The sequence below is a fragment of the Pigmentiphaga aceris genome (assembly GCF_008119665.1).
Lineage (GTDB): Bacteria > Pseudomonadota > Gammaproteobacteria > Burkholderiales > Burkholderiaceae_B > Pigmentiphaga > Pigmentiphaga aceris.
On the sequence record NZ_CP043046.1, the window covers coordinates 2,449,763 to 2,474,269 of the forward strand.

The 24,507-nt window shown below is 60.8% G+C and carries 19 protein-coding genes; 11 read left to right on the forward strand and 8 right to left on the reverse strand.

Annotation, left to right across the window (positions count from 1 at the left end):
* Positions 1-66: 66 nt before the first annotated feature.
* Both FXN63_RS10575 and FXN63_RS10580 read left to right on the forward strand, forming a co-directional pair.
* Positions 67-1,002, forward strand: a complete 936-nt coding sequence (locus FXN63_RS10575) for a hypothetical protein (RefSeq protein WP_148814634.1) — start codon at positions 67-69, stop codon at positions 1,000-1,002.
* 68 nt (positions 1,003-1,070) lie between these two features.
* The gene (locus tag FXN63_RS10580; protein WP_148814636.1) at positions 1,071-1,988 is read left to right on the forward strand and encodes a LysR family transcriptional regulator; all 918 of its coding nucleotides are present in this window, start codon (positions 1,071-1,073) and stop codon (positions 1,986-1,988) included.
* On the opposite strand, the gene FXN63_RS10585 is transcribed toward FXN63_RS10580, so the two are convergent.
* Positions 1,938-2,882, reverse strand: coding sequence for an NmrA family NAD(P)-binding protein (locus FXN63_RS10585; RefSeq protein WP_148814638.1), 945 nt, complete (start codon positions 2,880-2,882; stop codon positions 1,938-1,940). The two genes, FXN63_RS10580 and FXN63_RS10585, sit on opposite strands and share 51 nt — an antisense overlap.
* Positions 2,883-3,009: 127 nt before the next feature.
* A complete protein-coding gene (locus FXN63_RS10590; protein ID WP_246165097.1) occupies positions 3,010-3,417 on the reverse strand; it encodes a lysozyme inhibitor LprI family protein in 408 nt (135 codons plus the stop codon).
* A 188-nt stretch (positions 3,418-3,605) separates the two neighbouring features.
* Here FXN63_RS10590 and FXN63_RS10595 point away from each other — a divergent pair, with 188 nt between their 5' ends.
* Genes FXN63_RS10595 through FXN63_RS10605 form a run of 3 tightly spaced genes read left to right on the forward strand, consistent with a single transcriptional unit; the run spans position 3,606 to position 7,856 of the window.
* Complete coding sequence (locus FXN63_RS10595) at positions 3,606-4,271, forward strand: ABC transporter ATP-binding protein (protein WP_148814641.1); 666 nt, start codon at positions 3,606-3,608, stop codon at positions 4,269-4,271.
* Positions 4,268-6,751 carry an ABC transporter permease gene (locus FXN63_RS10600; RefSeq protein WP_222864026.1) on the forward strand — a complete coding sequence of 828 codons (2,484 nt, stop codon included), beginning with the start codon at positions 4,268-4,270 and terminating at the stop codon, positions 6,749-6,751. Before FXN63_RS10595 ends, FXN63_RS10600 begins: the two co-directional genes overlap by 4 nt.
* The gene (locus tag FXN63_RS10605; RefSeq protein WP_222864028.1) at positions 6,741-7,856 is read left to right on the forward strand and encodes a lipocalin-like domain-containing protein; all 1,116 of its coding nucleotides are present in this window, start codon (positions 6,741-6,743) and stop codon (positions 7,854-7,856) included. Before FXN63_RS10600 ends, FXN63_RS10605 begins: the two co-directional genes overlap by 11 nt.
* A gap of 58 nt (positions 7,857-7,914) precedes the next feature.
* Here the strand turns inward: FXN63_RS10605 and FXN63_RS10610 are convergent, their stop codons facing one another.
* The gene (locus FXN63_RS10610) at positions 7,915-8,409 is read right to left on the reverse strand and encodes a hypothetical protein (RefSeq protein ID WP_148814643.1); all 495 of its coding nucleotides are present in this window, start codon (positions 8,407-8,409) and stop codon (positions 7,915-7,917) included.
* A gap of 172 nt (positions 8,410-8,581) precedes the next feature.
* On the opposite strand from FXN63_RS10610, the gene FXN63_RS10615 reads away from it, so the two are divergent.
* From FXN63_RS10615 to FXN63_RS10625, 3 genes are all read left to right on the forward strand, one after another.
* Positions 8,582-8,995 (forward strand): hypothetical protein, encoded by a 414-nt coding sequence (locus tag FXN63_RS10615; RefSeq protein ID WP_148814645.1) that lies wholly within the window; start codon positions 8,582-8,584, stop codon positions 8,993-8,995.
* Positions 8,996-9,023: 28 nt separating this feature from the next.
* Entirely contained in the window at positions 9,024-9,500 is a 477-nt protein-coding gene (locus FXN63_RS10620) for an OsmC family protein (protein WP_148814647.1), read from the forward strand.
* Between the two features lie 168 nt (positions 9,501-9,668).
* Positions 9,669-10,853, forward strand: coding sequence for a GGDEF domain-containing protein (locus FXN63_RS10625; RefSeq protein WP_148814649.1), 1,185 nt, complete (start codon positions 9,669-9,671; stop codon positions 10,851-10,853).
* 55 nt (positions 10,854-10,908) lie between these two features.
* Here FXN63_RS10625 and FXN63_RS10630 read toward each other — a convergent pair whose 3' ends face one another.
* Together FXN63_RS10630 and FXN63_RS10635 are read right to left on the reverse strand one after the other, a co-directional pair.
* Positions 10,909-12,069 carry a response regulator gene (locus FXN63_RS10630; protein WP_148814651.1) on the reverse strand — a complete coding sequence of 387 codons (1,161 nt, stop codon included), beginning with the start codon at positions 12,067-12,069 and terminating at the stop codon, positions 10,909-10,911.
* On the reverse strand, positions 12,066-16,562 hold the full coding sequence (locus tag FXN63_RS10635) for a PAS domain S-box protein (protein WP_148814653.1): 4,497 nt from the start codon (positions 16,560-16,562) through the stop codon (positions 12,066-12,068). Before FXN63_RS10635 ends, FXN63_RS10630 begins: the two co-directional genes overlap by 4 nt.
* A gap of 235 nt (positions 16,563-16,797) precedes the next feature.
* Between FXN63_RS10635 and FXN63_RS10640 the strand changes: the two genes are divergently transcribed.
* Together FXN63_RS10640 and FXN63_RS10645 are read left to right on the forward strand one after the other, a co-directional pair.
* A complete protein-coding gene (locus FXN63_RS10640) occupies positions 16,798-17,769 on the forward strand; it encodes a cysteine hydrolase family protein (protein ID WP_425468690.1) in 972 nt (323 codons plus the stop codon).
* A gap of 169 nt (positions 17,770-17,938) precedes the next feature.
* A complete protein-coding gene (locus FXN63_RS10645; RefSeq protein WP_148814657.1) occupies positions 17,939-19,048 on the forward strand; it encodes a WD40 repeat domain-containing protein in 1,110 nt (369 codons plus the stop codon).
* Positions 19,049-19,229: 181 nt separating this feature from the next.
* Here the strand turns inward: FXN63_RS10645 and FXN63_RS10650 are convergent, their stop codons facing one another.
* Positions 19,230-20,588, reverse strand: coding sequence for an LLM class flavin-dependent oxidoreductase (locus tag FXN63_RS10650; RefSeq protein ID WP_148814659.1), 1,359 nt, complete (start codon positions 20,586-20,588; stop codon positions 19,230-19,232).
* A gap of 217 nt (positions 20,589-20,805) precedes the next feature.
* Here FXN63_RS10650 and FXN63_RS10655 point away from each other — a divergent pair, with 217 nt between their 5' ends.
* Positions 20,806-21,855 (forward strand): NAD(P)-dependent alcohol dehydrogenase, encoded by a 1,050-nt coding sequence (locus tag FXN63_RS10655; protein WP_148814661.1) that lies wholly within the window; start codon positions 20,806-20,808, stop codon positions 21,853-21,855.
* A gap of 249 nt (positions 21,856-22,104) precedes the next feature.
* On the opposite strand, the gene FXN63_RS10660 is transcribed toward FXN63_RS10655, so the two are convergent.
* Complete coding sequence (locus FXN63_RS10660; protein WP_148814664.1) at positions 22,105-23,457, reverse strand: ATP-binding protein; 1,353 nt, start codon at positions 23,455-23,457, stop codon at positions 22,105-22,107.
* Between the two features lie 83 nt (positions 23,458-23,540).
* Entirely contained in the window at positions 23,541-24,266 is a 726-nt protein-coding gene (gene ompR / locus FXN63_RS10665) for an osmolarity response regulator transcription factor OmpR (RefSeq protein WP_148814666.1), read from the reverse strand.
* Positions 24,267-24,507 lie beyond the last annotated feature (241 nt).

A 24,507-nucleotide genomic window follows, 5' to 3' on the forward strand; every position in this document is an offset into this window, starting at 1 on the left:
CTGAAAACGCGTGATTTTTCTCGACCGCCATTACAGTCACGGCAGTACCGATCTGGAGTGCAGCGAATGACCAATGCCTTGTCTACCCCCGGCTATCAACGCCTGCTCGAACTGCAAGTGAATCTGCTCGGCGTCGCGCAGGAAACCGCCGCCGAATACGATTTGGATGTGACATCCCCGAGCCATCCTCTTTGGGCGGTGCAGTACTCGTACCTGAGCATGGCACCCATGCGCAACGGACTGCACGTTGAGTATTTTGGCGGTACCTGGGGTGATGAGCTGGACATGACGCTGGCTTGCCTGGCCCGTCAGGACGTTGCGGATGTGATCAGCTCGTTGGCATTTTCCGGGCCGGATGAGGGTGCCAATGGCACACGGGAGTGGACGCTGGAACCTTTACTGCGTGCCAACGTCAGTTTTCCGATTCTGCGCTCGCTATACATCCGGCCGACTGAGCCTGATCACCACAATAGCTCGCTGATCTCTCACGACGGCAGCATCATGGACGAAGGCGGCGACATTGCTCGCCTGGTCGCAAAGATGCCTTTCCTGACCGAGATGACCGTGCCCAATGCGCCCGATGCAAGCTTCTTCCAGCAGGCTTTGCCACATCTGAAGACACTGCGCATTGGTGGAAATTTCAATACGCAGAATTTCATTCGAAACCTGGCCGGGGCAAGCAACTTGCCCAGCCTGACGAGCCTGGACTTCACAGAATCGACCGAGCTGCAGATGACGTGGGCGAAGGATCGCGAAGATGCATACGTCACTTCATTCGACGCCTATGAGCAGTTGTTCAAAAGCCCGATCGGAGAACAGCTGAAGGTCTTGGTGCTGCGGAACACAAGGCTTAGTCGCGAGGAACTGGAACACCTGCAATCTCTGCGCAAGAAGCTGCAATTCATGGTGATCCAGGCTGCGCAGGGCGGGTATGTGAGCCACTTTGCACATAACGCCTTCCCGTGGAAGCACTTGGTGCAGGCAGACCCGGGCGTTAATTGATCCAAGGCAATCGCGGCGGCTGAACTTGAATCAGCTGCCGGCCACGCGCCCACATCTACGCAGCTTTCATGGACCACCTTCACGCCATCCGTGTTTTTCTTCGCGTTGTTGATGCGGGCAGTTTCACGCGTGCGGCTGACACCATGGGCATGCCGCGTTCTTCAGTGACCAGCTTGGTCAAACAACTGGAAGCACACGTAGGCGTGGTGCTGATTCAACGCAGTACACGCAGCTTCAGCCTGACTGAACAGGGCGAGCAATACCACCGTTATTGTGTCGACGTGCTGGCTGGTCTGGAGAACATGGAAGCGAGCCTGCGTGGGGATACTGCCAAGCCGCGTGGGCGTGTGCGCGTGGACATGCCGGGTGCGCTGGCGCGGGCATTGGTGTTGCCGCAGATGAAGGAATTTCAGCAGCGGTATCCCGACATCGAAATAAGCCTTGGCCTGAATGACCGCAATGTCGATGTGATTGGCGAAGGCATTGACTGCGCAGTGCGCACTGGGCCGCTGCCGGATTCCAGCTTGGTTGCCAGGTCACTTGGCAGCTTGCAGTGGATCATCTGCGCGGCCACGACGTATTTGAATCAGCATGGCGAGCCGGAAAATCTTGAACAGCTTCGCCAGCACGAGATCGTGAACTACGCGTCGGCCACCACAGGACGTGCGCGTGAATGGGTGTTTCAGGTGGACGGGCAGAACGCGGCAATCGCGTTGCCCGGGCGATTGCTGGTGAACGAAACCGATGCCTATCTACAGTGCGCATTGGAAGGCCTGGGCATGATCCAGCTGACGGAATTCCTGGCTCGCCCTTACTTGCAAAGCGGTCGGCTGCGTGAGGTGCTGCGCCACTTGCGCCCGCCACCCATGCCAGTGTCCGTGGTGTACGCCAGTCGGCAACACCAGCCGCAGGCCGTGCGGGTGTTCATCGAGTGGCTAACCGAGCTGGTGGCGCAGAACCCGCTTTCCAGTGATGGGGCTGATTGACGACTGACCCAGCTTCGGCAGCAGGGCGTCGCGCATGAAGTCCTCGAAGTGAACCGACCCTGTGCTTTGCGCGCCTCTAGGCTGTTCCGCCCGAATCAATCCGCTGTTGATCCCGGCCACGACTTCGGTCATCAGCCCGATGATGTTCTCGGAAGCACCTGCCTCGCGCAGCGATTGGGCGAATGCTGCTTCGGTGATCTGCCGGAAGGGTAGATCGGGTCGGCCAATGGCTGCGCCGATCTTCTTTGTGACCTCCAACAAGCTCAAGTCTTCTGCACCATGAAGCTCCTGCACGTGCTTGCCGCTGAAGTCCCGCAACAGCAGGTGTTCTGCGGCGGCTTGCGCGACGTCTTCCGTAGCGATCAGCGGCAGCTTCAGATCACCGTTGAAGGGGCTAAGCACCGCCCCATGGGACAGAATCGAATCCACAAACGGCAAGGTGTTTTCCATGAAGTAGCCGGCGCGCAGGTTCATCACATGCAAGTCGTCATGACTGGACAACATCTGCTCCATGGCATGCAACCCCGCCACGGGGCCGTTGCCACGGAACAAGCCTGCACCCCAGCTGCTTAACGCAACCACGTGTTGGACGGATGATGCGGCGAGCGCTTCCGACAGGGCGGCGATGATGCTGTCTTGAAACGCCCGGAAGTCGGGGCTGTCCAGCACATAGTTGGGTTGCAGCATGACCCACGCGGCGTCTGCGCCATGAAAGGCTTGTACAAGTGCCTGGGCGTCGGCGGGGTCTGCTTCAAAAGCCTGTGCGCCCAGGTCGACCAAGTCTTGCAGGCGGGCGGCGCTGCGCCCGATCACACGAACAGCTTTGCCTTGTTGCAGCAGATGGCGGGCGATTTGCGAGCCGGTTCGGCTGGTGGCTCCGGTGATGACGTACATGCAGTTTTCCTGGCGGTGTTGGACAGCCGCCAGACTAGGTCAGGGCGCGGCCGGCATTGTTCGTCATGCATGAACACAGTTCGCCGCAATGGCGAACCTGCCTGGCCTTTTACTCTGCCCAACTCCCTTACCGCTGCACCATGCCTGCAAGCTCTGCCGCGCGGCTGGCGGTGGCATTCATGAAGCACACATTGGCGCTGACGCTGGCCAGCGTGCCGCCATTCGGATCTGCATAGAATTTGCAGTTGGCCTCCCGATACTTCAGCCACATGCGCTGCACCTCGGTCAGCTGCTTTTTGCGCGCCGGGGTTTGCGCGTCCATCACGTTTTTGTAGGCCTCGTTGAGCGTTACGTCCTGGCGTTTGGTTTCCGCGCTGATGCAGTCTTGCATCTTGACGGTGACACCCCCTGAATTGTCCATGCACGCGGAATATTGCTTGCTGAGCAAGTCGTCGCCGTTGGCGGCGTGTGCGCCGATATGTGCGCCCATGGTGGTACTGAGTGCGAGTGCGCCAAGCAAAAGGTGAATACGCAAGGTGTTGCTCCGTCGGAATGTAGCGATGGCAGCACTTCAGCAGCGTTCATGCCGCCCCGCTGAAACCAATGGTGAAGGCGCGCAGCGCAAGGATTCAGCCTTCAAGAATGCTGTCTTCAACCTTCCGCCCCAAAAATTCCATCACGTCGGCCGGTTATTCTGTCCGTCCCGGCGCTACGAGAGTCCCCGTGCTAATTGTCGAGAACGTCTGCAAGTCTTTCACCACCGCCCAAGGCGTGTTGCCGGTATTGCGCGGCGTTGACCTGGAACTGCCGCAGGGCCAGAGCCTTGCCCTGATGGGAGAATCGGGAAGCGGCAAAAGCACACTGCTGCACTTGGTGGCCGGGCTGGAACGGCCTGACAGCGGGCGCATTCTGGTCGATGGAGTGCCGCTCGATGGCCGCCGCGAAGCAGACTTGGCGCGCTGGCGGCGCGAAGGTATTGGCCTGGTGTTCCAGCAGTACAACCTGATCAGCAGCCTGACGGTGGCGTCGAACCTGGCTTTCCAGGCGCGACTGGCGGGGCGTCATGATCCGAAGTGGGTCGATTATCTGGCCGAGCGGCTGGGCCTGAGCAAGTTGTTGCAGCGCTACCCGGAACAGCTGTCTGGCGGGCAGCAGCAGCGCGTCGCCATCGGCCGGGCGCTTGCGGCAAAACCTGCGTTGGTGCTGGCTGACGAACCGACTGGCAGCCTGGACGAAGCCAGCAGCGAGGCTGTCATTGCCTTGTTGCTGCAATTGGTGGCTGAAGCTGGCAGCAGCCTGCTGATGGTGACCCACAGCGCCTTGCTGGCGTCACGGCTGTCACGCAGTCTGCATCTGCATCTGGGCCTTGTCACCGCGCAGGACGCATGATGGCAACGCTGCGCATTACCCTTGCCGCGCTGCTGAGCCATTGGCGACGGCACCCGCTGCAGTTCTTCAGCATTCTTACCGGCCTGTGGCTGGCAACCGCTTTGTGGACCGGCGTGGAAGCGTTGAACAGCCAAGCGCGCGCCGATTACGCACGTGCCAGCGCAGTGCTCAGTGGGCCGTCGCAGGCGCAGATCGTGCCCAGCAAGGGCGAGCGTTTCGATCAAGCTGCTTATGTGCAGTTGCGCCAGCGTGGTTGGCAGGTGTCGCCCGTGCTGGAAGGGCGTGTGAGATTCGCCGGTGGCGAAGACACCGCACGCATACAGGTGCTGGGCATCGAACCACTGAGCCTGCCGCACGGCACATCTGTTGCCGGTCAGCCAGGCAGTTCGCTGGATCTGGGGCCGTTCATGGGCGAACCCGGCCAGTCGTGGATTGCGCCAGATACCCTGCAACGCCTGGGTTTCAACGCGGGTGAACAACCCGTCACCACCGAGGGCAAGCGCTTGCCGCCCTTGCAGGTTCATCCCCAGTTGGCCCCGGGTGTGGTCATCATGGATATCGGGCACGCACAGACGCTGCTGCAAGCGCCAGGGCAGTTGTCGCGGCTGTTGCTCGGCACCGATTCCCTGACCAAGCAAGCCGAGCTGCCAAGCGATTTGGCCAGTCCGCTGGAAATACGCCAGTCTTCTGATAGCGGCGACCTGCAACGCCTGACCGACAGCTTCCACCTGAACCTGCGCGCCTTGGGCATGCTGGCCTTTATCGTCGGGCTGTTTATCGTCAACGCGGCCATCGGGCTGGCGCTTGAACAGCGCCGTGGCCTGTTGCGTACTTTGCGGGCGTGCGGCATCAGTCTGCGTAGTCTGATCACGGCGCTGGCCATCGAGTTGGGCCTGTTTGCTGTACTCAGTGGTTTGGCAGGCGTGGCCAGCGGTTACCTGTTGGCCAGTGTGCTGCTGGGCAATGTCGCCGCCAGCCTGCGCGGCTTATACGGTGCCGAAGTGGCAGGGCAGCTCAGCTTGTCGCCACAGTGGTGGTTGGCAGGCATTGCCATCAGTCTGTTGGGTGCCTTGCTGGCCGGTGGCAGCAGCCTGGTGCGTGCGGCGCGCCTGCCGATTCTGGCGCTGGCACAGGCCCAGGCGTGGCGGCTGGCGCAAAGCGTGTGGTTGAAGCGGCAAGCCATGGTGTCGGTGCTGCTGGCCGTATTTGCAGCGCTGTGCTGGCGCGTTGGCGACAGCCTGCTCAGCGCATTGTTGATGCTGGGTGCCATCTTGTTGGCCGGGGCCTTGGCGCTGCCCGCGTTGCTGGACGGCGCGCTGGCGGTGTTGTCCCGCTACTGCCGCAGTCCGCTGTCCGAGTGGTTCGTGGCGGACAGTCGTCAGCAGTTGCCTGCCGTATCACTCGCCTTGATGGCCTTGTTGCTGGCCTTGGCCGCAAGCGTTGGCGTGGGCAGCATGACGGAAGGTTTTCGCAAGACCTTCATTGGTTGGCTGGACCAGCGTTTGTCTGCCGATCTTTATCTGACGCCGCGTGACACCGCGCAGTCGCTGGAGATCAGTACGTGGCTGAAGACCCAGCCGGGCGTCACGCTGGTGTTGCCACGTTGGCATATCGATCAACGTCTGCAAGGCTGGCCGGTGCAGGTGGAAGGGGTGGTCGACGACCCCAGCTACCGCAGGCAGTGGCCGCTGCTGTCGCAGACCACCGGCGCGTGGTCGCAACTGGCTGCGGGGCAGGGCACGATGCTGAGCGAGCAGTTCGCCAGGCGCTTGAAGCTGGACTTGGGCGATACCGTGAAGGTACCCGCCGTGGATGGTGAGAAAACGCTGACAGTGGTGGGCTTGTACGCGGACTACGGCAATCCGCGCGGGCACATGCTGCTGAACGCAGACTGGTTGCGTCGATATTGGCCAGATGCCACCTTGGCCAATCTGGGTGTGCATGTCATGCCAGACCAGATGAACCCGCTGCGCGCGCAGCTTGAACAGCGCTTTGGTCTGGACAGCACCCGCCTGATCGACCAGACCTCGCTGAAACGCTGGTCTACCGAGGTGTTCGAACGCACGTTTGCGGCCACCGGTGCGCTCAATGCGCTGACCTTGGCGGTGGCGGGCATTGCCTTGTTCATCAGCCTGCTGACACTTGGGCATAGCCGCTTGGCGCAATTGGCACCGCTGTGGGCCTTGGGTGTCAATCGTGGGCGGCTGGGTTGGTTGAGTCTGGGGCAGACCTTGATGCTGGCTGGTCTTACCGTGCTGCTGGCCATGCCGCTGGGCCTGTTGTTGGCGTGGTGCATGGTGGCGGTGCTGAACGTGCAGGCCTTTGGGTGGCGATTGCCCTTGCAGATATTCCCCGACCAGTTGTTGCGACTGGGTTTGCTGGGCCTGTTCACCAGCCTGTTGGCCGCAGCCGGCCCCTTGTGGCAGGTGGCGCGTCGCCAGCCCGCAGATTTGTTGAGGCAGTTTGCCGATGAGCGTTGATATGTTGATGCGTGGATCGACAAGATCCCTGCGGGGTTTCGGGCTGTGCCTGATCTTGCTGGCAAGCCTGCTGTTGGGAGCGTGCGGTGACAAGTCTGCGCCGTCCAGTGGGTTTGCCGGGCTGGGCCAGGAGGCCGGCGACTTCAACAAGGTCGAACGTGGTCGGGTGCTGCAATTCCCGGTCGATCATGGGCAGCACGATGGCTATCGCATCGAGTGGTGGTACATCACGGCCAACTTGAAAGATGAGGCTGGCCAGGACTGGGGTGTGCAGTGGACGCTGTTCCGTTCTGCCTTGCGCCCGGGTCAGGAACAGGCCGGCTGGAACAGTCCGAACGTCTGGATGGGGCACGCGGCCCTGAGCAGCCCGAACGGCCATCAGTTTGCGGAAACCTTGGCGCGTGGCGGCGTGGGGCAAGCTGGTGTCGAGGCCCAGCCCTTCAAGGCCTGGATCGATGATTGGGCGCTGCAAAGCACGGGTGGCGAGGGCATTGACCAGCTTCAGATGCGGGCTGCGGGCAAGGATTTCCGTTATCAGCTGGAACTGCTTGCCCAGGGGCCGCTGGTGCAGCACGGCGATCAGGGATACAGCGAAAAATCAGGGCAGGGGCAGGCTTCTTACTACTACAGTCAACCGTTCTACCAGGTGAAAGGCGAGGTCGAACGCGACGGGAAAAAGCACCGGGTTAGAGGCCAGGCCTGGCTGGATCGCGAATGGAGCAGCCAGCCTTTGTCCAAGTCGCAGCAGGGCTGGGACTGGTTCTCGCTGCACCTGGATAGCGGTGCGAAGGTAATGCTGTTCCAGGTGCGTCAGTCAGACGGCAAGCCTTACCGTGCGGGGACCTGGATCACGCCAGACGGCAAAGCGCAGCCTTTGCGCGGCGACCAGATTTTGCTGACCGATCAGGCTACGACCACGCAGGACAACCAGCGCAAAGTGCCTACCCGCTGGCGGGTGCAAATTCCCGACTTCAAGCTTGATGTGCAGACCGAGGCGATCCAGCCACGCGCGTGGATGGGGACATCGTTTGCGTACTGGGAGGGGCCGGTCAGCCTGACAGGCAGTGCTGGTGGGCGTGGGTATCTGGAGATGACGGGGTACTGATCAGAGAAAATCGCAATCGGAAGGAAAGGCAGAAAGAACCGCGAACGAACGCCGATCTTCAGACCGCCCCGAATTGCCGCAGACCCACCCAGACTATCGCAACACACAGCACTGCCAACAGCACTTGCGCGACGCGTTTGGCAACACTGGTCTGCGGCACCGCACCGGGTGCAAGGGAAGGGTCTGTCATCGTTTGGCGAGCCGGGGACGCGCCTATTTCGCTCGTTGCGGCGCTCTGACTCTCCGCCGCAGCCATGGCCGTGACCTGCTCAAGCAATTGCTTCAGATTGCCATCCGCGTCCATACCCTTGCGCAGGCTTTCAATCCGCTCGCGGTCAGCCGCCGGCACCGCGTCCATGCTGTCGTACCAAGTACCGTTGACCAGCACTGACCCGTCCTTGATCTCTGCCGAGAATGTGTCATTGGGGCCTGCGCCGTTCCCCTTGGACTCGAACTTTTCAACGCTGCCTTGCCGCGAGGATGACAGTCCGTTGATATTCCAGCTTCGGGTCGTGGTGACTGTCATGCGTCGGGTGAATGGTTCGTCGGCCATGGGGCAAGACCTTCAATAAAATCGTGTGGGCTGGCGACAGGATATCGCGCCGCTTGTGCAGGGATGTTGTGCAGCTAAGTTGTGTAGTTATTTTGCGTAAGTAAGCATGCTGACATGCGTGCTGTGACGGTCAACGAAGTGAGCGGGTGTCAGGACATCGACAATCCGGCCCATGCATCCCAATCATCCCCTTGATGCGGCCTCGCACCGCAACCCGTATCCCTATTACCGGCATCTGTTGACCCGCGCGCCGCTGGTCTACAACGATGATCTGCGCCTGTGGATCGCCGCGCGATCATCGACTGTCTACGAGATATTCGAGCACCCGGCGTGTCGCGTCCGGCCAGCCTCCGAGCCGGTTCCCTTGAGGCTTGATCGACCGCAGCGGCGCATATTCGGTTTTGGCCGGGGTGCCCATGCCTGCCCGGGGCAGTTACTGGCCACCAATATCGTCAGCACCGCGCTGGCGGTCTTGTTAGATAAGCTGGACGAACAGGACTTGGCGCACCTGAATTGGCATTACCTGCCTTACTCCAATGGCCGTCTTCCGCAATTTACGGCCGCCAAGCCCCGATGGCCGCTATGATTCCAGCTCATCCCACCGGAGCGCTTCTGTGCACGAATACACCGCCAATGTCGTCTGGTCGCGTGGCGATCAGCATTTTCTGGACAATCGCTACAGCCGTCGTCACCTGATTTCGTTCGATAGCGGTGTGGAAATTCCGGGGTCATCATCCCCGCATGTCGTGCCCTTGCCGATGTCGGACGAAACGGCTGTAGACCCGGAAGAGACCTTTGTTGCGTCCCTGGCCAGCTGCCACATGCTGTGGTTCCTGGGCATCGCCGCCAAGCGTAAGTTCTGTGTGGATCGCTATGTCGATCATGCCAGCGGCATGATGGGGGCCAACGCGCAGGGCAAGGTGGCGATGTTGTCGGTAACGCTGCGCCCGGAAGTCAGTTTCTCTGGCGAGCGCCAACCTGATCGCGCGCAGCTGGATGCCATGCATCACCAGGCGCACGAGCAGTGTTTCATTGCCAATTCGGTGCTGACCGACGTGCGCTGCGAGCCAGTGCTGCCTTCTGCTGCTTGATGGCACCACATGACACTGTCATATGACAGCCTGATTGCGTTGATGGCACTTTGATTTTATTTATCCCTGTCAGTTCTGGCAGGGTTTCCGCAGGTCTGGCCCGGAAGCGCCACCTATCAAGAGCTGGTTATATAAAAATCGGCGGGCCTTGATAATGGTGCTCCCGCTTTGATTTCCACGATTCTCGAATGGTCGATCCCGCTGGCATTCTGGTTGTCGGGGATCGGCTTTTTCATTCTCAGCAAATTCGGTTTTGATACACGCCGCTGGGCGTCGGCGTTTTGTCTGCTGGGAACCGGCTATGGGTTGATGACGTATCGGCTGGATCATTGGTCAATCTTCAAGCCGTTGCTTGAAGACTTGTTCCTGATGCTGGGCACGGTGGGCATGACGGCTGCGTTATCGCACCGGTTTGCAGCGAAGCCCAAGTGGCGAATCAAGGCCGGGATCATCGCGGCATCTATCGCCGGAGCCGCTTGGTGTCTGGCGGTCTGGCACAGCGTCCGTCTGGAAACCTTTGCCATACAAAGCGGCTGTGTGCTGATCGTGCTGACAGCATTGTTGTCCCGGGATGCGCGCCCGCTGAGCAAGGGCGACCGGGTGCTGTACGTGACTTTTGCGGTGGTCTGCGCGGCCTTGTTCCTGGAATGTGTAGGGTATTTGTTTGCGCCAGAAATGGGGCATAAAACAGGTGCCTGGCGGGCATCGATCTGGGGCTTCATGATGCAGCTGACGGGCGGAATCATCGCGGTCAGCCTGAGCTTTGCCATCTTGCTGGCGGTCAGTCTGGACGTGATGGACAGACTGCGCCTGGTGTCTCAAACCGATGCGTTGACCGGTCTGTTGAACCGTAGTGGCATGGAAGAGGCCTGTACGCGGCTGCGTAAATCAGCGCGTGGAAAGCTGCCGCTGGCAGTCATTCGTGTGGATCTGGACCAATTCAAGCGGATCAATGACAGTTTCGGGCACGAGGCCGGCGACACCGTGATCGTGCGCATGGCGCAGCTCTTGAAACTCGCGGTGGATTCTCGGGGCGAAGCCGGGCGGACAGGTGCCGATGATTTTGTCGTGATCGTGCAGGATCACGATCTGGAGGCCGCAGCGGCGCTGGCGAACCGGGTGAAGAACGCGTTTTCGCACATTGTCTGGCCGTTTGACCCACTGGGTGCTGGCCGGACAGCCAGCTTTGGCATCACCATGTTTGCGCCTGAGGACACCTGCGCGACGGTAACGGCGCGTGCCGAAGCCATGCTCTATCTGGCCAAGCATTCCGGCCGCAATCGCGTGATGTACCACGAGACGTCTGAGCAAGCGCCGGTGATCTCGGGCGGTTCTGCCTCGGCGCGTACCTGACGGCATGTATGGATAACATGCATGGACAACATGCACGGGCAATATGCAGCGCTTCCTATCGCAGCGAATTTTCCTGCGCAGCTTCCACCCGTGCACGCACCGCATCCATGTCTGCATCGCTGTCGCGAAAACGGTCGGCAACCTTGCGGAACTCGGTTTCCAGCTGCAGAAACGCGTCCAGCACGTCCGGGTCGAAATGGGTGCCGCGACCTTTCACCATGATCTCGCGGGCCGCGTCGTGTGACATGGACGGTTTGTAGACGCGACGGCTGATCAGCGCGTCGTAGACGTCTGCCACGGCCATCAGGCGGGCAGACGGCGGAATGTCTTCGCCAACCAGGCCTTGCGGGTAGCCCGAGCCGTCCCACTTCTCCTGGTGCCCGTAGGCGATTTCCTTGGCGTAATAAAGAAAATCCACCTTCATGCCAAGCTGTCGTTCGGCGTTTTCGATCGTCTCCAGCCCCAGCGTGGTGTGGGTCTTCATGATCTCGAACTCTTCCGGCGTCAGACGCCCCGGTTTCAGCAGAATATGATCCGGGATGCCCACCTTGCCGATGTCGTGCAAGGGGGCAGATTTGAACAGCAAGTCGATGGTGGCAGGCGTCAACCAGTGCTTGAAGCGCGGGTGGTCGCACAGCTGTTCCGCCAGCAGCTTCACATAATACTGCGTGCGCCGGATGTGATTGCCGGTTTCGTTGTCGCGGGTCTCTGCCAGCGACGCCATCGCCATGATGGTGACGTCCTGAATCGCCTGAGCGTCTCGGGTACGGCGCTGGATTTCGCGTTCCAGATAATCGTTCTGATCGCGCAGGAAGTCTGCATTGGCTTTCACCGCCAAGTGCGCCTTGATACGCGCCAGCACAATCGGCGGGCTGATGGGTTTGGCGATGTAGTCCACCGCCCCCAGTTCCAGCCCCACCTGTTCGTCTTCCAGGTCGCTGCGCGCCGTCAGGAAAATGACCGGGATGTCGCGCGTGGCCAGGTCTGCTTTCAGTTGGCGGCAGACATCGTAGCCATTCATCTCGGGCATCATCACATCGAGCAGAATCAGGTCGGGCGCTTCTGTGCCACGTGCGATCTGCAGCGCGCGTGCGCCGCTGTTGGCCACCTTCACGCGGTACAGACCTCGCAGCAGGCGACTCATTAAGGCCAGGTTGTCGGGCGTGTCATCGACGACCAGCACGATGGGCAGTGCGGGATCGAGTTCGGACATCATGTCTCGGCATCCTCAAGAGCAATGGCAAGGGCTGCGCAGGCCTCATGCAGAAACGCCAGCGCAGCAGCAAAGTCGTAGCTTCGCATGGCAGTGGCAATGCGGGGGTAGTCCGTGCCAAAAGCGGTGCGAAGCAGGGCGTGATGCAGGTCGAACAATTCCAGCGCTTCGGCGTCGTCTTGCCGCAGGTAGTTGGCCAGGTCACGGCATACACGGACCAGGGCCGGGCGGTCTGCAATATGGTCTGTCGATGTGCTCGGCATCGACAAGGCCTGATCGAGTTGGTCGACCAGTGTTTGCAGCATGCTGACGACGGTATCAACGTGGGCATGCAACGATGCATCTGCCGAACCTCCGGTGGGTGGCGCATGCCGCAGCTGGTTTTCCAGACTTGCCGCCGCCGTCTGCAAGGACACTGCACCGATGTTGCCGGCGCTGCTCAGCAGCGTATGGGCAATGTGCTCCGTAGTTGCCCACTCGCCCGCGGCAAACGCAGTGCGCAAGGCGTGCGCAGTCGTCTGGTGGCCGCTGGCGAACTTGCGCAGCATACTCAGGTAAAAATCGCTTTTGCCCATGACCCGGCGCAGTCCCAGGCTGACATCCACACCCGTCAGTTGGTGAATGCTTGCCGGCAGGCTGACGATCTCGGGGGCGGCCGTGCTGACACGGTCGGGGCGCGCGACGTGGTTGCCAGTCCAGCGTGCCAACGTGGCCAGCAATACCGTCGGTTCGAAAGGCTTGGCAATGAAATCGACCATGCCGACATCCAGACAACGCTGGCGGTCAGCGTCGCGCACGTTGGCGGTCATGGCAATGATCGGCAAGTCATCAAGGGGCTTCATCTGGCGGATGGCGGTGGTGGCGCTCAGACCGTCCATCACCGGCATCTGCAAGTCCATCAAGACCAGGTCATAAGCGTGCTGCTGCACGCGTTCCACGGCGATGGCACCATTGCCGGCAATGTCCACCGACATGCCTACGTGCTCAAGCAGCAGGCGAGCCACTTCCTGATTGAGTTCGTTGTCTTCGACCAGCAGCACCCGTACCCCGGCCAGGCCATCGATCTCGGACGCGTGTTGCGTGGGTGACGTAGTCAGGTCCTGCGCTGCATCCGCTGCTTCGGCATCCTGCGAAATGCCCAGCCGCGCGGTGAACCAGAAGGTGGACCCCTGGCCTGCCACACTGCGCACGCCCACCGTGCCACCCATCAATTCGGCCAGACTGCGCGAAATCGCCAGGCCCAGCCCGGTACCGCCGTATTTGCGTGTGGTCGATGTGTCGGCCTGCTGGAAGCTCTGGAACAGTTGGGCTTGCTGTTCCGGTGTCAGCCCGATGCCCGTGTCACGTACTTCGAAACGCAGCACGGCGTGGGTGTCGCCGGTTTCGTGCGGATGCACGCAGATTTCGATCTCACCGCGCTGGGTGAATTTGACGGCGTTGTTGACGTAGTTGATCAGCACCTGACCTAGTCGCAAGGGGTCGCCGATCAACGAACGGGGGACGTCGGGTGCCACATTCAGAATGAACTCCAGTCCCTTGTCGCTGGCCTTGTCGGCCATCAGGTCAGCCACGCCGGACAACACGTCGTCCAGATCCAGCACCGTCGTTTCCACCGACAGTTTGCCGGCCTCGATCTTGGAGAAATCCAGAATGTCGTTGAGCACACCCAGCAGGTGTTGCCCGGACTGCTGGATTCTTTCGATGTAGCTGCGCTGCGTCTGGTCCAGATCGGTTTCAGACGCCAGGTGCGACATGCCGATGATGGCGTTCATCGGCGTGCGAATTTCGTGGCTCATGTTGGCCAGGAAGTTGCCCTTGGCCTGGCTGGCGGCGTCGGCGCTTTCCTTTGCCTGCTGGATCAGGCGTTCGGCTTCTTTCTGTTCGGATATGTCCACGAAGGTGCCCACCACACCGCCCGGCGAGCCGTCGCCCAGCTGGAAGCCTGAACACCAGTACAAAGCGTGGTGCAAGTGGCCATCAGGGCGCTGGAAAACAGCTTCGCGGCGTACGCTGCCGCCTTCCAGTATCAGTCGCCGGTCTTCGTCGTGATAGATGCGCCGGTCGGCTTCGGGCAAGTAGTCCAGGTCCAGAACTTCCTTGCCGAGCAAGGGCGTGGTGTCGATGCCAAAGTACGCGTCGTAGGCCTGATTGAATGCCGAGAAGCGGCCGTCTGCGCCTTTGACGAACACGGGGTAGGGGATCACGTTGAACAAGACTTTCTGGAAGGCCAGTTGTTCGTCCAGCGCCAGTTGTGCGCGTTTGCTGGCGGTGATGTCCTGGCTTACGCCGTAGATGTCGATCACCGTGCCATTGCTGTCTCGTATCGAGAACCCGGCCGTCTGCAACCACACCACTGCGCCGTCGTTGGGCCGCTGCATGGGGTAGCGCGCCTCGTAGCGCTCGATATCACCTGCGCGCAGCGACGCCAGCAGGCGGCGCAGTTTTACGGCATCGTCGGGGCTGACTGCCGCCACGTGGGCGATCCAGTCTTCTTCAATGCGATAACGAAAATCAGGGGTGTCGGCCTGTTCGCCGTAGATGCTGGCAATACGGCTGGACGACAGGAAGTAGTCCGGCGTCTGCATGGGGATATGCCAATACCCCGCGCGGGTCAGCGCCAGGGCGTGATCCGCCATGAAGTTGCTGTGGTGGATTTGCGCTTCCATGGCCCGGTGTTCGGACACATCTACGATGGACACGCAGACATAGGCTTCCTGATTGCCCATGCCGGGCAGGAACGCCAGGCCGACCGACAGCAGCACATGACTGCCGTCTTTGCGCACCCCTTGAATGTCGCGGCTTTTCGCACTGGTGGTCAATGCGCCGTGGCGCAGGCAGTCTTCGCGGAAGGACTCGCCCGTGCGCGGCATGATCTGCGGAATCAGGGCCTCGACATTCATGGCCAGCAGTTCGCCCGACGTATAACCGAAGATGCTGTCCAGCACCGGATTGCTGAGCATGATGTCGCCGTCGGCGGTGGCAACCAGCATGCCGTAGGGTGCAGATTCGATCACGCTGCGGTACCAGGCCTCGGCTTCTTCAAGCTGGATTTTCTGCGCTTCCAGCTCGGCCGTCTGTTCTTCCAGGTCGTTGGTCTGTGCGGCCAGCTTGTCTGACTGCTCGCGTGTTTCTTCCAGCAGACGCCACGCTTTCTCGGTGCGTTCCTGAATCGCCATGTTCAAGGTCATGACGGGCAGCAATTCATCAAGCAGCGTTTGTGCGCGCTCGGTGAGCGTACCCACCACGGCGAATTCAACGACGCCGAACAGGCGTTTGTTCAATGCCAGCGGGATGAAGTGCAAGGTGTCGGGCACGGATGAACCCGTGGCAGAACCAAACGCGTAGTGCGGCGGGACGTGTTGCAGCACGATGGGCTGACGATCCATGGCAGCCTGCCCCACCAGGCCTTGCCCGAAGGCGATGGGCGCTTCCGATTGCCGATTGGCGTCAAGCCCGTAGCCGTGCAGCAGATAAAGCTGCGCGCGCTCTTCGTCGTGCAGGTAGACGGCTCCGTGACTGATGTTCAGCAGCGGTGCCAGACGTGTCAGAAAGACCCGGGCAAGTTCGTCAGCGTGTTCGGCCTGCTGCAATTGCGTCGAGATGATCGCTACCTGGTTCTTCACCCAGCGCTGATCCTCCAGCCGCTGGTAGACCTCGCGCAGTCGCTGTAGACCACGTGCAATGTCGCCCAGTTCGTCGGGGCGATCAGGGTAGGGGATGGCGATGTCGAGCTGACCTTCGGCAATGCGACTGATGCTGGTCTGCAGGCGACCCAGTGGGCGGCTCAGGCGGTATAGCCCAGCGAAATAAGTGCCGATCAGCGCGGCACCCAGCAGCGCCAAGGATCCGAACACCGCAGCCATGTCCCAGCGCGTTTGTGCCGATACCTTGGCAAAGGTCTCGGTCATCCGGGCTTCAGTGCGGGCGTTGAAGGCATCGATGGCGTCTTGAACGGCATCGGCTGATGCTTCATAGACCGGGTTGAACAACAGGGGCACCGGATCGGTCGAGGCAAGGTCTGGGACAGCGCCTGTCGTGCTGTCGGGCGTGGCCTCGTCTGTGCGCTGATTGCCATCGTTATGCCCGACCGCGCGGAAGGCGCGCCGCTCGGTGCGATTCAATTCATCCGCAAGCCGGTTTGCTTCTTCCAGCAGTCGCAGCTCATCGGGCGCAAACCCGTGTTTGCGCAGCAAGTCATTGAAGGCAATCGTGGACCCATCGGCGCGCGGTGCCTTGCCCGCATGCGCAGCGACAAGCTGTTCGTATTCCTGCTTGTAGCGCGCTTCGCGGGTCACCACGTAAGCGCGGGCCAGCCGAACCAGGTCACGTGAATGCGCACGAAGTTCTGCGCCAAGTGATTGGATCTTGATGCGCTGACTGGAAAATTCGGTCAGGGTTTGCTGGTTGTCGGCAATGCGCAGCACCATCCACCATGACAGCAGAATGGCCAGCAACAAGGGAATGAAAGCCACCTGAATCAGGCGTTGAATACTCATATGGGGAAAACGGGCAGGTGGAACAGCGGGTGTCGGTTGCCGACGAAATCCCGCCAGGGGATATTCGAGAACTGCCGGAATTTTTGCGTGGCTTCAGTGATGTAACAGATATGCTGTTTTGTTACAAGGAGATACTGTGCCGAAGGCGTGCCCTTGGTAATGGTGCTTCACCCTGGCTCGCCCTTAAAGTGACATGGATGCCGCGCATTGCACATCGGCCAAAGGAGACATACCCGTGACAGATTCCATTCACCTGGTGCTGATAGACCCGCAAAATGATTTTTGCGATCTGCCGGCGGGTTGGTGTGGGAGTGATCCGTTGAGCGAGTCTGCGGGTGGTCTCACGGCGGGTCTTACAACCGGTCCCCAGACTGCCGCGTTCATCGGTTCCCTGGTCGATCCGCTCGCTGATCCCGCTGGTCCCACCGCTGCAAAGCTACATGCCCCCGCCTTGCCTGTCCCCGGCGCGCACCAGGACATGCTGCGCATTGCCCGTCTGATCGATGAGGCCAGCGAGCGCATCAGCGCGATCACCGTCACGCTGGATTCTCATCACCGTCTGGATATTGCGCACCCGGGGTTCTGGACGACCCGGGACGACTTGCCTGTCGCTGCATTCACGCAGATCACCGCGGCACAACTACGTGCTGGGGACTATCGGCCACGCGACGCAACTGCCTTGGCACGTGCGCAGCGCTATCTGGACGAACTGGAACAACGCGGGCGCTACACGCTGATGGTGTGGCCGGTGCACTGCGAAATCGGTAGTTGGGGGCATAACGTGCATCCGGCGGTGAAGGCCGCCTATAACCGCTGGGAAGATCAGCACCTGCGTGTGGTCGGCAAGCTGAGCAAGGGCAGCAACCCCTGGACCGAGCATTACAGCGCGGTACGGGCCGAGGTGCCTGATGCCAACGACCCGGCAACGCAGCTGAACGCGGCGTGGTTGGCCGAGCTTGATCGCGCGGATCAGATCGTGATTGCAGGCGAGGCGGGCAGCCACTGCGTGCGCGCCACGGTGGAAGATATCGCTGACCATCTGCCGTCGCAGCGCTTGGACAAGCTGGTGTTGCTGACTGACTGCATGAGCCCGGTTGGTGGGTTCGACGCCCAGCAGCAGACTTTTCTGGACAACATGCGCAAGCGAGGGCTGCGTCTTTGCAGCAGTGCGGACTTTCTGTCGGCCGTTGCGGCGCGCAGGGCATGAGGCTTCGGCAGCCTGAAGCTTCAGGCCTGCTGCTTGAAGGATGACTCCAGGGGCATGATGTTTAAAGCACATCCCCCCAAAGACTTGACCCTTGGTAAATCGTCTCTGACGCAAAGCCGATGAGGGTCTATGCTGCGGCTCTTGATGTCATCGTCTTACAAGGAACCGCATGAATCGCGTCCGTCGCCTGCTCGATCCCGCCACCGGTAAAACCTGGTCCACCCGCTGTGATGGGGAACTGGTCATCATCAGCAATGGATTTCCCGGCAAGGAAAAGCATGCCGACAAACCCAAGGCGGACGCCGAGACGGCACGCATCTGGGCCGAGAAAGAGGAATGGGCGCGACTGAAAAAGAACATGGTGCTGGTCACCCCCGACGCAGCCCCTGGCGAACCGCGCATGCACTGCTACCTAGGTGGTGCCTACACCGGTTCACTCGCGCTGGCCGATGTCGGTGGGCGGATCATGTGCAGCCGCAGCGGCGACAGCGAACACTTGGTGTTTGTCAGTGCCGACGGCGTGATCAGCAAGCCGATGGACCTGCCGCCGAATCGCCTGGCGTGGAAAATCATCCATGCGCCGGCCCTGGACCGCGTGTTGGTGCAGGCCGATGACCAGGTCATAGCCTGGTCTGATGCCAGCGGGGCCTTTGAAGCGCTGACCGAATCGCGTGCCAGACATGGCAGCTTCCTGGATGCGGCAGGCACACGCATCGCGTGGTACGACGCGCCCGATGTGGTCGTGAAAGACATTGCCACCGGCAAAGAACTGTTCCGCCGCAAATTCGAGGCGCAGATCTACAAGGGCAGCGTGCAGATGACGGGTGCGCTGTCACCCGATGGCAGCACGGTGGCTGCCTGCGCGCAGGAAGGCGAGGTGGTGTTGTTCGATATTGCCAGCGGCGAGTCGCGCACCTGGCAGGGCAGCTTCACGCAGATCGACAAGCTGGAATTTTCTGGCGACGGCCGTTGGCTGATTGCCAAGGGACGTTATGCCGGCTGGGGCTTGCATTGCTTTGACGTGGCCGCGGGCGCAGCGCGCACTGACTGGCCGGACTTGGGTGACCTGGGCAATGGCGATTTTGCCATCGACCCCACTGGCACACGCTTGGCCGTCACGCATCGTGGCCACATCGAGGTCTTCGATCTGGCCACGATGCAAAGCGTGCTGCGTTTCCGGGTCGAGCACATCGTGCGTCGTGCCGATATTGCGTGGATGGGCACTGACACCATCGCGGTGCGCACCGATTATGCGTGCGCAAGTTTGTACGCGGTGTAATACAGCCATGCTTGTATGGCTGATCTGAATCCAGACTCAAGCCAGCAAGCATCGCGGTGGGAAATCTCAGCTAGCAATTGCAGTTGAACTTCGATTTGAACGGCGCGGCTGCACCGCCGTTCAAATTCTCAGTTGACTTTGACGGCGCTGACCTACGCAACGCCAATATCAACGCAGCCGATCACGCCGCCTGCGCAGCAACCTTCGCACCCGCGTACCGGCTGACCGGCCTGCGCAAGCCCAGATTCTCACGCAGGGTCTTGCCTTCATATTCCGTGCGGAACAGGCCGCGGCGGCGCAGTTCTGGCAGCACCAGTTCGATGAAGTCTTCCAGCCCGCTGGGCAGCGATGGCGACATGATGTTGAAGCCGTCGGCACCTTCTTCTTCGAACCACTGCTGCAACTGGTCTGCCACCTGCGTGACCGACCCCACCACCTGTTGATGCCCACGCGCCCCGGCAATGCGCAGATACAGATCGCGGATGGTCAAATTGTCGCGTCGAGCCAAGTCCAGCAGCAGACGCTGGCGGCTCTTGCCGCCGTTGGTTTCGGGAAGTTCCGGCACCGGGCCATCGATCGGATAACCCGACAGATCAACGCCGCCAATCATGTTCGACAACAGCGACAGGCCCACGTCCGGGTGGATCAGGTCTTGCAGGCGACCGAACTTGTCTTCGGCCTCGGCCTGCGTGCGGCCCACTACGGGGAAGATGCCGGGCATTACCTTCAAGTCATCGGGATGGCGGCCGTAACGCGCCAGCCGTCCCTTGATGTCGCGATAGAAATCCTGCGCCTCGCCAAAGGTCTGGTGCGCCACAAAAATCACTTCCGCTGTGCGTGCCGCCAGTTCCTTGCCGGCTTCCGATGCTCCCGCCTGCACCACGACCGGCCAGCCCTGCGGCGGTCGCGCCACGTTCAAAGGGCCGCGTACCTGGAAGTGTTCGCCCTGGTAGCCCAGCACATGCAGCTTGTTCGGGTCGTGGTAGATGCCGCTTTCCTTGTCGCGCAGAAACGCGTCGTCGTCCCACGAGTCCCACAGCCCAGTCACCACGTCATAGAACTCGCCTGCGCGTTCGTATCGCAGACCATGCTGAAGATGCTCGCTGCGGTTGAAGTTGTGCGCCTCGCCGTTGCCGCTGGATGTGACCAGATTCCAGCCTGCGCGCCCGCCGCTCAGGTGATCCAGCGACGCAAACTTGCGCGCCACATTGAAAGGTTCGTTGAAGCTGGTGGAAACGGTGGCGATCAGACCGATGCGCTCGGTCACCACCGACAGCGCCGACAGCAAGGTCAGTGGTTCGAAATGATCGCTGCGCGCGGTGCGGTGCAGAGAGGTCGGGTCTTCATTGCGCACACCTACTGAATCGGCAAAAAAGATCGTGTCGAACTTGGCGGCCTCGGCTTTCTTGGCCAGCTCGGCAAAACGCTTGAAACTCTGTCCGTCATCGGCATGGGTTTCGGGCAGACGCCAGGCGGCGATATGGTGCCCGGTCTGCATCAGAAATGCGCCTAGCTTGATTTGTCGGGGAGTCTTGGGCATGGCGATATCTCTGATGGAAGCGGTGGCGGGAAGGTGTCAACCTGAGCCGGGCGGGGCAGGTCGCCCACCCATCGATGCATCCTAGAAGCGCAGTCGATCGGAACCAACGAACGATTCATCCTATCCAAATAAGTGATAAAGACATGCAAATCGGACGATTGCCTCGTCCGGCTTGGGTTCATAGTTGCACTATCCCTTCCTGAGAGAGAACAGACACATGCCGATCGTCAATGGTTACGCCGCTCCCGCCGCAGGCGCTCCGCTGCAACCCTTCAGTTTCGAACGCCGCGAGCTGCGCGACGATGACGTCGATATCGCCATCCACTATTGCGGCGTCTGCCACTCCGACATCCACCAGGCCCGCGACGAGTGGGGCGGTTCGATGTTCCCGATGGTGCCGGGCCACGAGATCGCGGGTGTCGTGACGGCAGTCGGCAAGGCCGTCACCAAGTTCAAGGTGGGTGACCGCGTGGGCGTGGGTTGCTTTGTGGATTCGTGCACCAAGTGCAAGACGCGCGACGTCGACAACGAGCAATACATGGCTGGCCTGATCCAGACCTACAACAGCCTGGAAGCCGATGGCGTCACGCCCACCTTTGGCGGCTATTCCTCGCGCATTGCGGTCAAGGAAGGCTACGTGCTGTCCATTCCCGATTCGCTGCCGCTGGACGCTGCTGCGCCGCTGCTGTGCGCCGGTATCACCCTGTATTCACCGCTCAAACACTGGAAGGTCGGGCCGGGCAAGAAGGTTGCCATCGTGGGCCTGGGCGGGCTGGGGCACATGGGGGTAAAGCTGGCGCACGCGATGGGTGCCGAAGTCACGGTGTTGAGCCAGACGCTGAACAAGGAAGCAGACGGCAAACGCATGGGTGCCGATCACTTCTTCGCGACCAGCGACCTGCAGACCTTCGTTGATCTGCAAGGCTATTTCGACGTCATCATCAACACGGTTGGCGCAAGCATCGACTGGACCGACTATCTGAACCTGTTGGCGCTCGACGGCAGCATGGTGCTGGTTGGCATCCCGGAATCGCCTGCGCCGGTGCATGCGTTCGCACTGGTCGGTGGCCGCCGCTCGCTGTCCGGGTCGATGATCGGTTCGATCAAGGAAACCCAGGAAATGCTCGATTTCTGCGGCGAACACGGCATCGTGTCCGACATCGAACTCATCAAGATTCAGGACATCAACGAGGCTTACGAGCGCGTGGTGCGCAGCGATGTGCGCTTCCGCTTTGTGATCGATATGAGTTCGCTGGAAGCGGCGTAATCAACGTGCTTGATTCACTGCGTTGATCGACACATCGTTGATCGACACATGGAACCTGCGAATGCGCAGGTTCCATGTAGCACGGTCGGCGTGTCTGCGTGTTTTCTGTCTTCTGTGCCTGAAGCAGATCGCGCGCAGCAATCACAGACAGCAGGGCTGTGGTGGCCGACGCGCTGGCCGACGCGCTGACAAACGACGGCTGGACAAGCCGCCGTTTGCCAGCGAAGTTGCAGATACTGCTATGACCGGTCAGGCTGCGTTGCGAGGGGCAGCAGGCAACACCACCCGGCCAATCAAGCCGCCACCAGGACGCGGCAGCAGTTCAATTGTGCCGCCAACCCGTTGCAGCAGGCGTCGCACAATAGCCAGGCCCAAGCCCGCGCCACCCGCATCGGTGCGCGCCTCGGACCCACGCGTGAACGGACGCAGCATGCGCGGCACATCCGATGCCGGAATGCCCGGGCCACGGTCGCAGACATCGATATGAATATTGCCCTGCGACGCATGCAAGATCAGATCGATGGCAACCGGACGACCTTCGTCATGGCCATACTTGCGCGCGTTTTCAACCAGGTTGCAGACCGCGCGTTCCAGGTCGGACGGTGCCACGCGCGCTTTCAGATCGCCCGCCACATTCGCGACCAGCGTGCCGCCCATCAATTCCGTGTGCGCGCGTTCGCGTTCGGCCAGATCAGTAATCAGCCCGGACACATCGATGACCTGATCAGGCGTGGTGGCCGGACGCGCATAGACCATGAACTGGCCAATGGTGCGGTCAAGCTGCGCTACGTCTTCGTCAATGGCGTGCCGGCTTTCTTCGGTCAGGCCGCTGAGTTCCAATTCCAGGCGCAGACGCGTCAAGGGCGTGCGCAGATCGTGCGAAATACCGGCTAGCATCAGTGCGCGATCGGCTTCCGCACGATCCAGTTCTTCCACCATCCGGTTGAAGCTGGCGTTCACGCTGCGGATCTCGTCCGGCCCCATTTCGGGCAGGGGAGAAGGCTTTTCACCCAAAGACAGGGCTTGCGCTGCACGTGCCAGCCGCGACAGCGGCCGGTTCACGAAGCTCACGATCATGGCTGCGCCAAGCAGCGACAACAACAAGGCTGCCGCACCCCAGCCCAGCCATTCCACGCCGGGTGCACGTTCCACGCGGTCGCGTTCGATCACGACCCAATAGTCGTCGTCATCGATGGCAAAGCTGACCCACAGGCCAGGGATGCGATTGACCTCCCAGACCACCTGCGCGGTGGGACCAAGACGGTCGATCACATAGACGGCGACCCGCTGCAGGATCTCGCGATCCGGGATGGGTTGCGTCTTGTCGGTGGTTTCACGGGGATAGACCTGAATACCTTCATTGGTAGCCAGATCCAGCATCAGATCGCGACGTACGCGGGGAGCGGAATGGACCAGCGCCGCACGCGTGATATTGACCACGGTCACGATCTGCTGGGCGATTTGTTGTGCCCGCGGCTCGATTTCCATGTTGCGGAAGGCTTGAAGCCATACGGCAAGGCTGGCCGTCATCAACACGGTCAACAACAGGAAAGTGCGGCCGAACAGGCCTAGGCGAGAGACTACGCGAAGGGCGACCGACATCGGGGGGAACTCGGAAAGGCTAGCGCCAATACGACAAACGGCGACTCGGGTCGCCGTTTGCACTCATGACGGAGAAAGAACGTTCAACCGCCGTCGGGAACAAAGACGTAGCCAAGCCCCCATACGGTTTGAATGAAGACGGGTTTGGCGGGATCGGGTTCGAGCAGTTTGCGCAAACGCGAAATCTGCACGTCCAGGCTTCGATCGAAAGCTTCGTATTCGCGACCGCGTGCAAGCTCCATGAGCTTGTCGCGCGACAGCGGGATTTTGGGGTGACGGGCAAACACTTTCAGGACCGAGAACTCGCCAGTGGTGAGCGGAACTGCTTCGCCACTGCGGGTCAGGGTGCGGGTTGCCAGATTGAGCAGGTAGGGGCCGAAGCTGACCGTCTCGTTGTCCTGGCTAGGCGCGCCCGGATGTTCGTCCGGACCTTTGCGACGCAGCACAGCGTTTACGCGGGCAAGCAGTTCGCGGGGGTTGAAAGGTTTGGGCAGATAATCATCCGCGCCCATTTCGAGCCCGACGATGCGATCCACGTCTTCGCCCTTGGCGGTCAACATGATGATCGGGGTGTTATCCCGGGCACCACGCAGACGGCGACAGATGGACAGGCCATCTTCACCAGGAAGCATCAGATCGAGGACCAGCAGGTCGAAGCGCTCGCGTTGCCATAGCTTGTTCATGCTCTGGGCGTTTTCGGCCACCCAGACAGAGAAGCCTTGCTCGGCGAGATAACGTCGAAGCAGGTCGCGGAGACGCACGTCGTCGTCGACGACGAGGATTTTTTTAGGGGCGTTGGCGAGTGACATGGCAGAAATGTATCCGAGACTAGTGGGCGAATCAGTACGGGTCATTGCTTGTTACAGAAATCAGAAGCTCGTCACCGGCAAGCGCCAAATCGCGTTAAAGATGCGCTTTATCATTGAGTTGTGAACATTGTCGCCCACCTCCCATCGCGAAATCCAAGCGCTTGCGTGTCTGACGCAGGACGTCTTCTTGCTACGGTCATCCTTGGTGTAGCCGGGGTGTCTGCCGTATTGCCTGTGCGTG

Bases quoted from the DNA above. Each gene is read 5' to 3' on its own strand.
- FXN63_RS10575 (WP_148814634.1), top strand. From the start codon at position 67: ATGACCAATGCCTTGTCTACCCCCGGCTATCAACGCCTGCTCGAACTG.
- FXN63_RS10580 (WP_148814636.1), top strand. From the start codon at position 1,071: ATGGACCACCTTCACGCCATCCGTGTTTTTCTTCGCGTTGTTGATGCG.
- FXN63_RS10585 (WP_148814638.1), bottom strand. From the start codon at position 2,882: ATGTACGTCATCACCGGAGCCACCAGCCGAACCGGCTCGCAAATCGCC.
- FXN63_RS10600 (WP_222864026.1), top strand. From the start codon at position 4,268: ATGATGGCAACGCTGCGCATTACCCTTGCCGCGCTGCTGAGCCATTGG.
- FXN63_RS10605 (WP_222864028.1), top strand. From the start codon at position 6,741: ATGAGCGTTGATATGTTGATGCGTGGATCGACAAGATCCCTGCGGGGT.
- FXN63_RS10610 (WP_148814643.1), bottom strand. From the start codon at position 8,409: ATGGCCGACGAACCATTCACCCGACGCATGACAGTCACCACGACCCGA.
- FXN63_RS10615 (WP_148814645.1), top strand. From the start codon at position 8,582: ATGCATCCCAATCATCCCCTTGATGCGGCCTCGCACCGCAACCCGTAT.
- FXN63_RS10630 (WP_148814651.1), bottom strand. From the start codon at position 12,069: ATGATGTCCGAACTCGATCCCGCACTGCCCATCGTGCTGGTCGTCGAT.
- FXN63_RS10635 (WP_148814653.1), bottom strand. From the start codon at position 16,562: ATGAGTATTCAACGCCTGATTCAGGTGGCTTTCATTCCCTTGTTGCTG.
- FXN63_RS10645 (WP_148814657.1), top strand. From the start codon at position 17,939: ATGAATCGCGTCCGTCGCCTGCTCGATCCCGCCACCGGTAAAACCTGG.
- FXN63_RS10650 (WP_148814659.1), bottom strand. From the start codon at position 20,588: ATGCCCAAGACTCCCCGACAAATCAAGCTAGGCGCATTTCTGATGCAG.
- FXN63_RS10655 (WP_148814661.1), top strand. From the start codon at position 20,806: ATGCCGATCGTCAATGGTTACGCCGCTCCCGCCGCAGGCGCTCCGCTG.
- FXN63_RS10660 (WP_148814664.1), bottom strand. From the start codon at position 23,457: ATGTCGGTCGCCCTTCGCGTAGTCTCTCGCCTAGGCCTGTTCGGCCGC.
- ompR (WP_148814666.1), bottom strand. From the start codon at position 24,266: ATGTCACTCGCCAACGCCCCTAAAAAAATCCTCGTCGTCGACGACGAC.